At 59.6% G+C, this 13,391-nt stretch carries 12 protein-coding genes; 3 read left to right on the forward strand and 9 right to left on the reverse strand.

Annotation, left to right across the window (positions count from 1 at the left end):
* Nucleotides 1-14 precede the first annotated feature (14 nt).
* Nucleotides 15-986, forward strand: coding sequence for a quinone oxidoreductase family protein (locus tag K1W69_RS05275; protein ID WP_370688183.1), 972 nt, complete (start codon nucleotides 15-17; stop codon nucleotides 984-986).
* A gap of 21 nt (nucleotides 987-1,007) precedes the next feature.
* Here K1W69_RS05275 and K1W69_RS05280 read toward each other — a convergent pair whose 3' ends face one another.
* The 3 genes from K1W69_RS05280 to K1W69_RS05290 form a co-directional block, all read right to left on the reverse strand.
* Nucleotides 1,008-2,330 (reverse strand): DNA polymerase IV, encoded by a 1,323-nt coding sequence (locus tag K1W69_RS05280; RefSeq protein WP_220227848.1) that lies wholly within the window; start codon nucleotides 2,328-2,330, stop codon nucleotides 1,008-1,010.
* Between the two features lie 61 nt (nucleotides 2,331-2,391).
* A complete protein-coding gene (locus K1W69_RS05285) occupies nucleotides 2,392-3,042 on the reverse strand; it encodes a hypothetical protein (RefSeq protein ID WP_370688184.1) in 651 nt (216 codons plus the stop codon).
* Nucleotides 3,039-3,320, reverse strand: coding sequence for a DUF3572 domain-containing protein (locus tag K1W69_RS05290; RefSeq protein ID WP_258570813.1), 282 nt, complete (start codon nucleotides 3,318-3,320; stop codon nucleotides 3,039-3,041). Before K1W69_RS05290 ends, K1W69_RS05285 begins: the two co-directional genes overlap by 4 nt.
* 142 nt (nucleotides 3,321-3,462) lie before the next feature.
* On the opposite strand from K1W69_RS05290, the gene K1W69_RS05295 reads away from it, so the two are divergent.
* Both K1W69_RS05295 and K1W69_RS05300 read left to right on the forward strand, forming a co-directional pair.
* Nucleotides 3,463-3,834, forward strand: coding sequence for a response regulator (locus K1W69_RS05295; protein ID WP_220227266.1), 372 nt, complete (start codon nucleotides 3,463-3,465; stop codon nucleotides 3,832-3,834).
* A gap of 40 nt (nucleotides 3,835-3,874) precedes the next feature.
* A complete protein-coding gene (locus K1W69_RS05300) occupies nucleotides 3,875-5,245 on the forward strand; it encodes a PleD family two-component system response regulator (protein ID WP_220227267.1) in 1,371 nt (456 codons plus the stop codon).
* A 405-nt stretch (nucleotides 5,246-5,650) separates the two neighbouring features.
* On the opposite strand, the gene rpmG is transcribed toward K1W69_RS05300, so the two are convergent.
* From rpmG to topA, 6 genes are all read right to left on the reverse strand, one after another.
* The gene (rpmG, locus tag K1W69_RS05305) at nucleotides 5,651-5,818 is read right to left on the reverse strand and encodes a 50S ribosomal protein L33 (protein WP_220227268.1); all 168 of its coding nucleotides are present in this window, start codon (nucleotides 5,816-5,818) and stop codon (nucleotides 5,651-5,653) included.
* A gap of 103 nt (nucleotides 5,819-5,921) precedes the next feature.
* The gene (locus K1W69_RS05310) at nucleotides 5,922-7,112 is read right to left on the reverse strand and encodes an MFS transporter (RefSeq protein ID WP_220227269.1); all 1,191 of its coding nucleotides are present in this window, start codon (nucleotides 7,110-7,112) and stop codon (nucleotides 5,922-5,924) included.
* Nucleotides 7,113-7,121: 9 nt separating this feature from the next.
* The gene (locus tag K1W69_RS05315) at nucleotides 7,122-7,874 is read right to left on the reverse strand and encodes an NUDIX hydrolase (RefSeq protein ID WP_220227270.1); all 753 of its coding nucleotides are present in this window, start codon (nucleotides 7,872-7,874) and stop codon (nucleotides 7,122-7,124) included.
* 28 nt (nucleotides 7,875-7,902) lie between these two features.
* Entirely contained in the window at nucleotides 7,903-8,337 is a 435-nt protein-coding gene (locus K1W69_RS05320; RefSeq protein WP_220227271.1) for a DUF983 domain-containing protein, read from the reverse strand.
* Nucleotides 8,338-8,342: 5 nt separating this feature from the next.
* Nucleotides 8,343-10,625 carry a ribonuclease R gene (gene rnr / locus K1W69_RS05325; RefSeq protein WP_370688185.1) on the reverse strand — a complete coding sequence of 761 codons (2,283 nt, stop codon included), beginning with the start codon at nucleotides 10,623-10,625 and terminating at the stop codon, nucleotides 8,343-8,345.
* Between the two features lie 2 nt (nucleotides 10,626-10,627).
* The gene (gene topA, locus K1W69_RS05330) at nucleotides 10,628-13,216 is read right to left on the reverse strand and encodes a type I DNA topoisomerase (protein WP_220227272.1); all 2,589 of its coding nucleotides are present in this window, start codon (nucleotides 13,214-13,216) and stop codon (nucleotides 10,628-10,630) included.
* Between the last annotated feature and the right edge of the window lie 175 nt (nucleotides 13,217-13,391).

Raw genomic sequence — 13,391 nt, forward strand, 5'->3', positions numbered from 1 at the left:
AGGGAGAAAATCACGTGGCTTATTCGATCGTAGCGACAAGGCCGGGCGGACCGGAAGTCCTGCAGAAAAAGGAAACCGAAGTCCCGCAACCGGGCGCCGGCGAGGCGCTGTTGCGGCACACCGCCATCGGCGTCAATTTTCTCGACGCCTACTTTCGTTCAGGCCTCTACCCGTGGTCGGTCGAGTCCGATCTGGTGCTCGGGTCCGAAGCCGCCGGCGTGGTTGAGGCTGTCGGATCGTCCGTCGGCAATGTGTCGCCGGGCGACCGGGTCGTCTACACCGCACCGAATGGCGCTTACGCAAGCCACCGGGTGATAGACGCAAAGACCCTCGTGAAGATTCCGGACGGAATAAGCGACGAAATCGCCGCGGCTTCGTTTCTCAAGGGCCTGACAGCCTACTACCTGCTGCATGGCAGTTTCGCAGTGAAAGAAGGCGACACGGTGCTCTTCCACGCCGCCGCCGGCGGCGTCGGCCTGATCGTCGGACAGTGGCTTGCGGCAAAGGGCGTTCGTGCGATCGGCACTGCGGGCGGGCCTGAGAAATGCGCCCTTGCGCTGGATCACGGCTATTCGGACGTCATCGACTACCGCAAGGACGATTTCGTCGAGAAGGTAAAGGAATTGGCGCCTGACGGCGTCGAAGCCGTTTACGACGCCGTCGGCAAGACCACCTGGCGGGGATCGCTGAAATGTCTGAAACTGCACGGAACATTTGTCAGCTTCGGCCAGTCGTCCGGCGCCATCACCGATTTCAACATCAGCGAGCTTGCGGCTGGTTCCTTCCACGCGACGCGACCGACGCTGTTCCATTTCGTCGGATTGCCCGGCTGGCTGGACAAGGCCTCGGCGGCGCTGTTCGACCAGATCGGTTCGGGCTCGGTCAGGATCAACATCAACCAGTCCTTTGACCTTGCCGACGCGGCCTCAGCCCACACGGCGCTGGAAGGGCGTCAGACCACCGGGTGCACCATTCTCACGCCGTAAATCGCTGGCGGTGACGTCGGACTAGTCGGTTGCGTCATTGTCGCGCTGGGGCCGGGCGTTTCGGCCTTTGCCGAACGTATAGCCCGTTTCCACCGCATTGTCGCCGAAGCGATTGTGGATGCGGTCGATCGCGCGTTCGGCGATGGCGCGGCGTTGCGCCGCCTCGTCGATGAGATCGGGTGGATCCGCGAGGTCGGATTGCGTGAGATCGGACACGCCGATCCCGATGAGACGATACTTCGTGCCGTCGAGTTCCGGCGACAGCAATGACAGTCCGGTTCTGAAAATGCGATCCGCCAGACAGGTCGGGTCGTCCAGGCGGCGATTGCGGGTGCGGATGCGAAAATCGGCTGATTTCAGTTTCAGGACAACGGTCTGACCGGCCATATCGTTCTTTTTCAGACGCCGGGAGACCTTTTCCGACAGGCTTCTGAGAATCGGGACCAGGGTTTCGGCGTCTGCGTAGTCATGGTTGAAGGTGGTCTCCGACGAAACGCTCTTGGCGCTGTCGCGGGTGTGTACCTGCCGTGAATCCTGCCCCCGCGACAGATGGAAGAGACGCTGGCCGATGAGGCCGTAACGCCGCATCAGGTCGCTTTCCTCCATGGTCTGCAACTGACCGATCGTCGTGACGCCGTCCTTCTTCAACGTTGCTTCGAACGCCTTGCCCACGCCCCATATCGTCGTCACCGGCCGCTCTCTCAGGAAATCGATGGCTTCGGCCCTGCCGATTACGGAAAAACCGCGCGGCTTTTCGAGATCGGAGGCGACCTTGGCGAGGAACTTGCAGTAGGACAGCCCGACCGACACGGTAATGCCGACTTCGTTCTCGATACGACGCGCCAAAGCGGCGAGGGTGCGGGCGGGCGGATTTCGGTGCAGCGTCTGCGTGCCTGAAAGATCCAGAAAAGCCTCGTCGATCGATATCGGCTGAACCAGCGGCGTCAGCTCTTCCATCATGCTGCGGACGTCACGTCCGACGCGGCTGTATTTTTCCATGTCCGGCTTGACCACGACCGCTTCGGGGCAGGCTTCGAGCGCCTTGAACATCGGCATCGCCGATCGCACGCCCTTGATGCGCGCCAGGTAGCAGGCTGTCGAGACCACGCCGCGGCGTCCGCCGCCGATGATGAGTGGTTTGTCGGCCAGTTCCGGATTGTCGCGTTTTTCGACTGCGGCGTAGAAGGCGTCGCAATCGATATGCGCGACTGTCAGATCATAGAGCTCATCGTGTCGGACGATCCGTGGACTGCCGCATTTGCGGCAGCGCCGCGACGGCTGCCCCTGATATTCAAGACAGTCGCGGCAAAAGCCGGCTGCGGGATTGTTTGGCGCATGTTCCATGGCGATGATCGTGCGGAACAAATATTGAACATCATGGTTGTAGGCGCAATGCCTGCGGGCATCAAGCAGAAATGTGGCGCAGAATCAGCCGCGTGACCTCGGTCCAGTTGGCGGCGAGATGCACATCCTCGCCGGGATCCGGCGCCATCGCGCGAAACGTGTCGTTCGCCATAAAGTTGATCGCCATGGAATGCGGTATGTGTTTTTTCACGGAATGCAGATTGTAGATCATGTCGTCGATCAGAATGACGGGATGCTCGCTATCCGCGTGGATTTGCCTGATCAATTCGCCCTTTGAAGATTCGCTTGCGACGAGTGGATAATGCATGCCGAATTCATCCAGCAAGGCCCTGCGCGCGGCGAAGTATTTTGGCGGCATCGCCGATAGAAAAACGATGTCCGCAACGGTAGAGAGCCTTGCCAGCGATTCGACGACGCCGATGGTCGGCGTCTGCCATTTCTGTTGTGCTGCGAAGAAAGCGTCCATCAGCGTCGACACCGTCATGGACGGCGCCGCATTGCCGCCGGCAATCGACACGACATTGCCTGTCAGCTTGAAGGAGCGCGGTATCAGTTCGTAGCCGTTCTTTTGCAGAAAGGCATTGAACGGATCAAGGAAGTTCAGCGCGACTTCGTCAACATCGCTGACGATGAGAGGCCGGTTTCCGTCCAGGACTGGAATGTCGATTTTTGGGTTTTGTCGCCTCGTCACGGATTTGCCCCCGGGAGAGGGCCACCATTTTCCGAATACCATGCATTTACAATTGTTTGAGGGGAAATTTGACGATCCTCGCAATAGGCGAGAAGCGTCGGTTCATGGTTTGCCAGAAAATCGAATACACCTGCGGCGAAGCCCGGCTGGGCGGCAGCGTCGCGCAACGTTTCCGGTGTCAAACCGGACAATGCCCAAAACCTGGACATCATCTCCTCATTCGCGGAAATCCAGCTCAGGATATCCGCGCAGAGCGCCATTGTCTGTTCGTTATCCATGCACTGTGTCGACAAGTGGGCGAATTTGCATTTCCTCAACCTTATTTTTCAAAACTTTGGCGTTTCGAACAGAAATTAGTCCCGCGAGATCAAATCCTGTAGGATTATATCCTGGTGCGTAATAGAGAATACGGAGCGTTTTATGCCCAAGCGTGTCATGATTGTCGAGGACAATGAGCTCAATATGAAGCTCTTTCGCGACCTGATCGAGGCTTCCGGATACGAGACAATACAGACGCGCAACGGACTGGACGTGCTGGACCTTGCGCGCCAGCATAAACCGGATCTTATTCTTATGGATATACAACTTCCGGAGGTATCCGGACTTGAAGTGACGAAATGGCTCAAGGACGACGATGAGTTGCACACGATACCGGTTATTGCGGTGACGGCTTTCGCCATGAAAGGAGACGAAGAGCGCATAAGACAAGGCGGCTGCGAGGCCTATATGTCTAAACCGATTTCAGTACCCAGGTTTTTGGAAACGATAAAAAACTATCTCGGCGATTATTGACGACACTGCGCACGTCGCCGGATGGAACGGGAATATTGCCATGACGGCGCGAATACTTGTTGTCGACGATATAGCCGCCAATCGCAAAATGCTGGCCGCCAGGCTCCAGGCCGAATATTTCGAGGTGGAGACCGCGGCTGACGGCAGACAGGCGATCGACATTTGCACCACGTCGGCGGTCGATCTGGTGCTGCTTGATATCATGATGCCTGGTATCGACGGCTATGAGGTCTGCAGGTTCATCAAGTCGGATCCCCGGACCATGCATATTCCCGTCGTCATGATAACGGCGCTGGATCAGCTTCAGGATCGCGTGAAGGGGCTCCAGGCGGGCGCCGACGATTTTCTGAGCAAACCTGTCAATGAGACACAGCTCGTCGCGCGCGTGAAAAGCCTCGTTCGTTTGAAGACGATGACCGACGAACTCCGGGTGCGCGCCCAGACGGCGATGAATATCGGCATCGAGAAGTTCATCAACTCCAATGCGGAACTGGACTCGAGAAAAGGCGTCACCTTGCTCGTTTCGGAACGCGGTCTGTCGCGAACAAGGCTCAAGACGGCGCTACGCAGATTTGCCGATGTCACTGAAGTCGCCGATCCGGGAGAAGCGCTGTCGGCGGCGACAGGCGCGGATTTCGAGCTTGTCATAGTCGACGCACGGCTGGCTTCACACGATCCGCTGCGACTGTGCTCCCAGTTGCGCTCAAATGAAGCAACGCGTTTCATTCCTCTGCTGCTGATCTGCCAGGAAGGCGATGACGGACTTGTCCACAGGGCGCTCGACCTTGGCGTGAACGACTATCTTGTCGCTCCGGTCGATCCCAATGAGTTGATTGCGCGTTGCAGGACGCAGTTCAAACGCAAGCGGTTCAATGATCATTTGCGATCCAGCGTGCAGAATTCGATCACGCTCTCGGTCACCGATCCGTTGACCGGGCTCTATAATCGTCGCTACCTCGACAGTCATCTGGAGACGTTGGTCAAGCGGGCTCAGGAACGGGGCAGGGCGTTGTCTATCATCATGCTGGATGTCGACCGGTTCAAACTCGTCAATGACGAACATGGCCACGACGCCGGAGATGCGGTGCTTACGGAATTCGCGACACGCATACGCGGCGTCATTCGCGGCATCGATCTGTCCTGCCGGATTGGCGGCGAGGAGTTCGTAATCGTGCTTCCGGATACGTCCGCCAATGATGCGCGCATGATCGCCGAGCGTCTGAGGCAGGCGGTCGAAAACGCGCCGTTCCGGATCGGGAAGGAGATGTCGGCTCTCAATCTGACAGCTTCCTTCGGTGTTTCGGGACTTGTCGAGGGCGACAGCGCCGCCAGCCTGATCAAGCGGGCCGATACAGCGCTTCTGGCGGCGAAACGGGCGGGCCGTAACCTGGTGATTTCCAAGATGAGTTGAATGGCGCCGCGGATGTCACGGAACTTTCAGGAATTGCGCCTATTGTACCGGATGTCTTGATTTTTGATGTCGCGCGACAGGCCTGTATTCGCATCGCCGCATCCGTAAATTTACCATTTTTACGCATGCCGAAGCGAATCAGTTAAGAAATCGTTGATTTTTTTGCCGTGTTGCGCAAGAGTTGAGGCAATTGCAGTCGATGACTGATCCGCAAGCAGCAGACTGCTGAACAATTCAGTTACCCCATGGTGCTCAGGTCCGCCGCATCTCCTGGGTCGTGGGGTCGGCTGGTCGGTGTCCGGTTTGTGGCCTCCTCGTACCGCAGCCGGCGCCGATCGGCCCCCATATAAAAAGCCGCTTCTGAATTTCTGAAGCGGCTTTTTTTATCGACGTTTGGCGATGCCGCTACTTGATTTTGGCTTCTTTGAATTCGACGTGCTTTTTGACGACCGGGTCATACTTCGTCTTGACCATCTTTTCGGTCATCGTGCGGCTGTTCTTCTTTGCAACGTAGAAGTAGCCGGTGTCGGCAGTCGATACCAACTTGATCTTGATTGTGGTGGCTTTGGCCATTGTTCTGTCCGCTTTCTAAAAACGAAGCCGCAGGCAGCGTAACGCTCCGCGGCTGAAATCTGGCGGGATAACTACAAATGCCTGACGAAAAGTCAAGCTCTATTCACCGCGCAGGGCGGATTAGGATGCGACCCATCGATAGGGCAATGTAGATCAGGAAGAAGAAAGCGAGGCCATAGGCGAAGCCGTGCGGGCCCATCGCGCTGATCGAGGAGCCCAGAACCTGCGGCCCGATCATCATGCCAATTGAATAGCAAAAGATGAAAGCGGCGTTGGCGGAGGCGAGCTCGCCGCCGTGCAGGCGCGCTCCGAGGTGGGCCAGGCCGACCGTGTAAAGGCCGGCGACGACGGCGCCCCAGACGAACAGCACTGCGGCGAGCAGCCACCAGTTAATTGAAAGGACTGGCAGGAAAAGGGCTCCCGCCAGGCCGACAACCGCAAAGAGCGTCAACAGGGATCGCCGATCACGGACGCGGTCGGACAGAATGCCAATCGGGATCTGGAACAGCACATTGCCAAGACCGATCATGGTCAGGAGCAGGGCGCCGTCGCCCTCGGTGAATCCTATCCTCAGCGAATACACCGGAAAAAGCGCGAACCCGCCGGATTCGACGGCTCCGAACACAAAAACGGCCGCCGTCGCGGTTGGCACGAGATACACATATTTGAAAAATGGTCCGATAGAGCGGCGCTCCAGCCGTGGGCTTTCGTTGCGCGCCATCATCACAGGAATAGCCGAGGCGAGAATAATCGCGGAGCCGACCAGAAAAGGCACAATGCCTTCGCTTCCGAGAATGGAAAACAGCATTGGCCCAAGGGCGAAACCGAGCGACAGCACGGTTGCGTAGAGCCCGAGAATGAAGCCGCGCCTGGATGGCGGCGCTGCTGTATTGATCCAGAATTCGGAAAGCACGAACAGCAGGGTTATGGCGCCGTGGAAAGTGACGCGCAGCGGAAACCACATCCAGAAATGCGGGGCGAGATAGAAGCCGATCGCCGACAGGGCCGCAATGACAGCGCCGGCGAGCATGGTGTCGGCGACGCCGAAGCGCATGGCGATCGGCGTGCAGAATGGCGCTATCGCGAGCGAGGCTATCCCGGCGACCGCTGAATTCAGCCCGATAAGCGAGGCCGAGACGCCTTCTCTCTCCAGAATGAAACTCAAGAGCGGAAGCCCGAGCCCGAGCGCGATACCGACAGCGCTGATCGATGCGATTGCGGCGCTGACTGGCAACCAGGCTATTGGGGCTTCGGCTTCGGCGATAGTGACAGTGTCGTGGGCCCGCGAGTCCATGACGAGGCTCTAAAGAATTTCGCGGCTGCGCCGGCCATAGCGTGACTGATAGAAGGGAACAGGTCCGCCAAAGGGCAGATCGGCGTCCCGCAGCATCGCTTGCCGTAAATCCTCGATAACTGCGAGGGTAATGCGCGGCATGCTTACCTCTTCCATTTCGGAAAACCGCACCCAGCGCAAATCCACGAGTTCGTTGCTCGCCTCCGGCCTTGCATAGCCGATTTCGTCCCGAAAACAGGCGAAAAAACGAGTGTCAAACCGCCTTTTCTGCCTGGGCGGCGTAATGGCCCGGGCGATATAGCGCAATTTGGATTGCATTGGAGCAAGACCCCTGTCGGCGAAATCCTTCCAGACGCCGCGATTTATCGTGCGTCCCTCGGCGGCGATCAGAAGACCGACCTCCTCGTAGGTTTCGCGTATGGCGGCGGTCGCCAGGGCCTGGGCCCGAACGGGAGAGGCGGGGCTCGCCATCTTCTGCATCAGCTTGGCCGTCACCGTCTCCTCGAGATGGTTTGCTACCGGCACGCGTCCGTCATGCGGATCGCGGCGGCCACCGGGAAATACATAGAGATCCGGCATGAAGGCGTGCGCGACATGGCGCTTGCCCATCAGAACGGCCGGCTCGTCGCCGGACCGGTCTATGACGATCAGCGTCGCGGCGTCGGTCGGGCGCAGCAGCGGATAGTCGCCGGTCCGCTTGCTGGCGTCGGCGTCCATGTCGACCTTGTTTGCGAAACGATTGGGAAATTCTGGTGTGTCCATATTCAGGCCAAGCCCCGTCACAGGCGTATCATTCGTACCTGTCCAAATCGGCGACCTCATCCGCTTCCCCGCCGAATCCATGCATATAGTTGGCCCATTGCATGCCTATGACAGCGCCTTTTACGGGCTGCATCAGCGCAAGCGCCATGACGATCGTCATCGGAGCCCAGATCGCCAGGTGCTGCCAGGTGTTGAGAATCACGAGTTCCTCGAAGATCATGAATGCGGCGACAATGACATGGCCGGTTATGAAAATCACGAGATAGGGCGGCAGGTCGTCGGCGCGCTGGTGATGCATCTCCTCGCCGCAGCATTCGCAGCTATGAACGGGTTTGAGAAATGACTTGTACAGCCGCCCTTCGCCGCAATGCGGGCACCGTCCGAGCCAGCCTCTTTTCATCGCGCCCCAAAGGTCGCGTTTCTTCGGCGACGCTTCATCGCCATATCTGATTTCAACCGACATTCCATTTACCCCCTTCGCCGCCCGCGGCGAACCGAGCCGCGTTGCTTGCGGGAACTGCTGTTCGCCTTGTGAAAGGAACGCGTCGCCGTCGGCAACTTGCGACCCTCACTCAGCATTTCAAAACGAAGCGCGCCCGCAAGGGGTATGGCTTCGGCCAGCCGCACTTCCACGCAGTCGCCCAACCGATATCCCATGCCGGACTTTTCTCCAACCATCGCCTGATGCGATTCGTCGTAGATATAGTAGTCCAGGCCGAGCGTGGAAACGGGTACAAAGCCGTCTGCGCCAAATTGAGGCAGGCTGACAAACAAACCCGATTTTGTGACGCCGGAAATCTGGCCGTTGAATATCTCACCCACCCGGTCCGCCAGGTGATGGGCGATCAGACGGTCGACCGTGTCGCGTTCGGCGGCCATGGCGCGGCGCTCGAAGGCGGAGATTTCCGCTGCGATCTCCTCCAGATTCTCTTCTTCCCTGGCCGTCACTCCGCCCTCGCCAAGCCCGTAAGCCGCAATCAACGCGCGATGCACAATCAGATCGGCGTAGCGGCGGATCGGCGAGGTGAAATGCGCGTACTTCCGAAGATTCAGGCCGAAATGGCCGATATTGTCAGGGCTGTAGACGGCCTGGCTTTGCGAACGCAGCACCATTTCGCTGACCATCGTCTCGTAGGGCTTGTCGCGCGCGCCGGCCAGAATGCCGTTAAAACTGTTGGATCGCAGGTTTCCCTTCGACAGGGACATGTTCAGTGTTTTCAGGAAATCGCGCAGCGCTTCCTGCTTGGCGAGCGAAGGCTCGTCGTGGATGCGGTAGATCAGCGGCTGGCGTTTTCGCTCAAGGCTTTCGGCCGCGGCGACATTCGCCTGAATCATGAATTCCTCGATCAGACGGTGCGCATCCAGTCGGTCGGGAACGATCACATCGGCGACGCTGCCGTCGTCGTTCAGCCGGATCTTGCGTTCCGGCAGATCGAGATCAAGCGGCTGTCGCCGGTCGCGACCCTTTTTCAGCACGCCATAGGCATGCCAGAGCGGTTTCAGAACGCCATCGAGAAGCGTTCCGGTCTTGTCGTCCGGGTGGCCGTCGATTGCCTGCTGCGCCTGGGCGTAGGCGAGGCGCGCCGCGCTCTTCATCATGACGCGGTGAAATGTGTGTCCGATCTTTCTGCCGTCGTGATTAAAAATCATCCGCAAGGCGAGGGCGGGGCGGTCCACGCCTTCCTTCAGTGAACACAGATCGTTCGAGATGCGTTCCGGAAGCATCGGCACGACCCTGTCCGGAAAATAGACCGAATTGCCGCGCTTGAAGGCCTCCCGGTCCAGAGCCGAATCCGGGCGTACGTACCAGGCGACATCGGCGATCGCGACATAGACAATGACGCCGCCCCTGTTTTCGGGATTGTCGTCTGCTTCCGCGAAAACGGCGTCGTCGTGGTCCTTGGCGTCGGCCGGATCGATGGTGACGAGCGGGATCTTGCGCCAATCCTCGCGATTTTTCATCGTCGCGTGATCGGCTTTCGTCGCTTCGTCCAATACGGCTGGCGGGAACACGTGCGGAATGCCGTGGGCATGGAGCGCGATGGTGGATATCGCCCGTTCGCTGGCGACCGATCCGACGACGTCCTGGATCTTTCCGCGGTTGAGCCCGTGACGTCCGGTCCGCGCCGACTGCACCTCGACGAGGTCGCCGTCCTTCGCCTTGCCGACGTCATCGGGAGCAATAAGAATTTCCTTGTCGCGCCGCTCAACCGGCTCGATGCGGCCGCCGCCGCCGGGCGTCGACCGGAAGACGCCGAGTGTGAAGCCTTTCGACCGTTCGAGCACCTTCATGATGCGTCCGGTGAAAGGCGCATCCGCCGGGTCGTCGTTCTGTGCGATACGGGCAAGCACCTGGTCGCCGACGCTAGGCGCCGGTCCTCGCTTGCGGTTTTTTGCGGGGCGTTCAGCGCGAATGCGCACAGCCGGCGCCACCGAGCCGTCATGCGGCCATTCGGACGGCCGCGCCATCAGGCTCCCGTCATCTTCACGCGCGACGATTTCGAGAACCGTCCCGGGTGGAAGCGAGCCGGGGCGGACCAGGGTCTTGCGCCGTTTCTCGAGCAGTCCGTCGTTCTCGAGATCCTTCAACAGCAGCTTGAGGTCTATGCGATCCTGCCCTTTGAGGGAAAAGGCCTTGGCGATGTCGCGCTTGGACGCGCGGTTCGGATTTTCCGCGATGAAACGCAACACGGTTTCGCGATCCGGAATGGCGCCTTTTGCATCTCCTTTCCTGATCTGCTTCTTCGTCAAATTCAGCTCTCTGTCTTGGCGGCGGGTTTCTTGCGCTTGGCGGGCGCCTTCTTGCGCGTCGTCGCCTTGCCGCCGCCCTTTGCGGCTTTCGCCGCGATCAGTTCGAGCGCCTGTTCCGTGGTCACCGCGTCAGGCTTCATATCCTTTGGCAGCGTCGCATTGATCTTTCCCCAATTGACGTAGGGGCCATACCGTCCGTCGCGAACGGTGATCGCGCCGCCGTCGGGATGATCGCCGAGTTCCTTCAGGGCCGCGGCCTTGGCGCGGCGTCCGCCGCCATTGGCCTTCTTTTCGGCGATCAGCGTGACGGCGCGATTCAGGCCGACGGAGAACACGTCCTCTATGCTCTCGAGATTGGCGTAGACGCCGTCACTGTGCACGAACGGGCCGTAGCGACCAAGCCCGGCGGATATCATCTTTCCGGTTTCCGGGTGCATGCCGACATCGCGCGGAAGCGAGAGCAGGGCGAGCGCCTTTTCGTGGTCGATATCTTCTGGCTTCCATCCCTTCGGCAGGCTGGAACGCTTTGCGTCCTTGCCTTCGCCGCGCTGGACATAGGGGCCGAAGCGGCCGGTTCGAAGCGTGATCGGCTCGCCGGTATGCGGATCATTGCCCAGTTCCGCCGGCTCGTCCGATCCCGAGGCCTCTGCATCGGCGGCGTTCGCGCCCAGTTGCCGCGTATAGCCGCAATCCGGGTAATTGGAGCAGCCAACGAAGGCGCCGTAGCGCGACAGTTTCAGCGACAGGTTGCCGGTTCCGCATTTCGGGCAGATCCGGGGATTGGAGCCGTCCTCGCGTTCGGGGAAGACAAGCGGCGCCAGTTCCTCGTTCAACGCGTCCAGTACATTTGAAACCCGCAGTTCCTTGGTTTTTTCGATATGGGTCAGGAATTCCGTCCAGAAATCCTTCAGCACGTCTTTCCAGGCGAGGTCGCCGGCCGAAATCTTGTCGAGCTTTTCTTCCAGCGCGGCGGTGAAATCATATTCGACATAGCGCTCGAAGAAATTCTCGAGAAACGCGGTGACCAGGCGTCCCTTGGCTTCGGGAATGAGTTTGCGCTTGTCGATGGTCACGTATTCACGGTCGCGCAAGGTGGCGAGCGTCGCCGCATAGGTTGAAGGCCGGCCGATGCCCAGCTCTTCCATCTTCTTGATGAGGCTTGCCTCGGAGTAGCGCGGCGGCGGCTCGGTAAAGTGCTGTGAAGCGTCGATTTTCTCGCGTTCCAGCTGATCCTTCGCATCGATACGCGGCAGCCGCTTGTCGTCGTCGTCATCCGCCGGGGCGGCGTCTTCCTTTTGGTCGGTATAGGCGGCGATGAAGCCGTCGAAGCGGATAACCGATCCGGTGGCCCTGAGGCCGGCGCGGCTGTCGCCATTCACGGCGCTAATCTCCACCGTGGTCCGCTCGATCTCGGCCGAGGCCATCTGGCTGGCGATCGCGCGCTTCCAGACAAGGTCGTAGAGACGCAGCTGGTCGGAATCGAGGAACCGTTTCATCTGGTCCGGCGTGCGCGAAAAGTCGGTCGGGCGGATCGCCTCATGGGCCTCCTGCGCGTTCTTCGCCTTTGTAGCGTAGAAGCGCGGCTTTTCCGGCCGGTACCGGTCGCCGAACTGCTCGCCGATCGCCTGTCTTGCGGCGTCGATCGCCTCGCCGGCCATCTGCACCCCGTCGGTTCTCATATAGGTAATGAGACCAACGGTTTCTCCGCCGATGTCGATGCCCTCATAGAGACGCTGCGCCACCTGCATGGTGCGCGACGCGTTAAAGCCGAGCTTCGAGGAGGCCGCCTGCTGCAGCGTTGAGGTGGTGAAGGGCGGCGCCGGATTGCGCTTCGTCGGTTTCGCCTCGACGCTTTCGGCGACGAAAGCCGCGCCATCGAGCATTGTCTTCAGACGGTTGGCGTCGTCGGCGTTCGTCACCGACATCTTCTGCAGTTTCTTGCCGTCGGCCGAAACCAGACGCGCTTCGAAGCCTTCGTTGCGCGGCGTCTGCAGGTGGGCGACGATCTGCCAGTATTCCTCCGATACGAAACGCTCGATTTCCGACTCGCGGTCACAAACCAGTCTCAGAGCAACCGACTGCACGCGGCCGGCAGACCGGGCGCCCGGCAGCTTGCGCCAGAGAACCGGCGACAGGTTGAAGCCGACCAGATAGTCCAGCGCGCGCCGCGCCAGATAGGCGTCGACGAGCGAAGCGTCGATGTCGCGCGGATTGGCCATGGCGTCGAGAACCGCACGCTTAGTGATGGCGTTGAAGACCACGCGCTTGACCGGCTTGTCGCCGAGCACGCCGCGCTTCTTGCTCAACACCTGCAGAACGTGCCAGGAGATCGCTTCGCCTTCACGGTCGGGGTCGGTCGCCAGGATCAGACCGTCGGATTTCTTTACCGCCTCGGAAATTTCCTTCAGCCGCTTGTTCGACGCCGTGTCGACCTGCCAGCTCATTTCGAAGTCTTCGTCCGGGCGCACCGAGCCGTCCTTGGCGGGCAGATCGCGGACGTGCCCGAAGGATGCAAGGACCTTGTAATCGGAACCAAGGTACTTGTTTATCGTCTTGGCTTTGGCGGGGGACTCGACAACTACAACATTCATGAGAAACTCTGGAGGTGGCGTCTTTGGGGCTTGCGAAACCGGTGCAAGCGGTGAATCGAGGCTCAGCAAATGAACACCCGGCGACGAATGGTCAAGAGGGCAGAGCGACATTTTTGGGTGGAGCCATCCTCGCATATGGTGTCTTTCGAGGCGGTTTTGCAACCCGTGACCGGTG

The organism is Flavimaribacter sediminis (assembly GCF_019492055.1).
Classification (GTDB): Bacteria; Pseudomonadota; Alphaproteobacteria; order Rhizobiales; family Rhizobiaceae; genus Flavimaribacter; species Flavimaribacter sediminis.

Bases quoted from the DNA above. Each gene is read 5' to 3' on its own strand.
- K1W69_RS05280 (WP_220227848.1), bottom strand. From the start codon at position 2,330: ATGGAACATGCGCCAAACAATCCCGCAGCCGGCTTTTGCCGCGACTGT.
- K1W69_RS05290 (WP_258570813.1), bottom strand. From the start codon at position 3,320: ATGGATAACGAACAGACAATGGCGCTCTGCGCGGATATCCTGAGCTGG.
- K1W69_RS05295 (WP_220227266.1), top strand. From the start codon at position 3,463: ATGCCCAAGCGTGTCATGATTGTCGAGGACAATGAGCTCAATATGAAG.
- K1W69_RS05310 (WP_220227269.1), bottom strand. From the start codon at position 7,112: ATGGACTCGCGGGCCCACGACACTGTCACTATCGCCGAAGCCGAAGCC.
- K1W69_RS05300 (WP_220227267.1), top strand. From the start codon at position 3,875: ATGACGGCGCGAATACTTGTTGTCGACGATATAGCCGCCAATCGCAAA.
- rpmG (WP_220227268.1), bottom strand. From the start codon at position 5,818: ATGGCCAAAGCCACCACAATCAAGATCAAGTTGGTATCGACTGCCGAC.
- K1W69_RS05320 (WP_220227271.1), bottom strand. From the start codon at position 8,337: ATGTCGGTTGAAATCAGATATGGCGATGAAGCGTCGCCGAAGAAACGC.
- topA (WP_220227272.1), bottom strand. From the start codon at position 13,216: ATGAATGTTGTAGTTGTCGAGTCCCCCGCCAAAGCCAAGACGATAAAC.
- K1W69_RS05315 (WP_220227270.1), bottom strand. From the start codon at position 7,874: ATGGACACACCAGAATTTCCCAATCGTTTCGCAAACAAGGTCGACATG.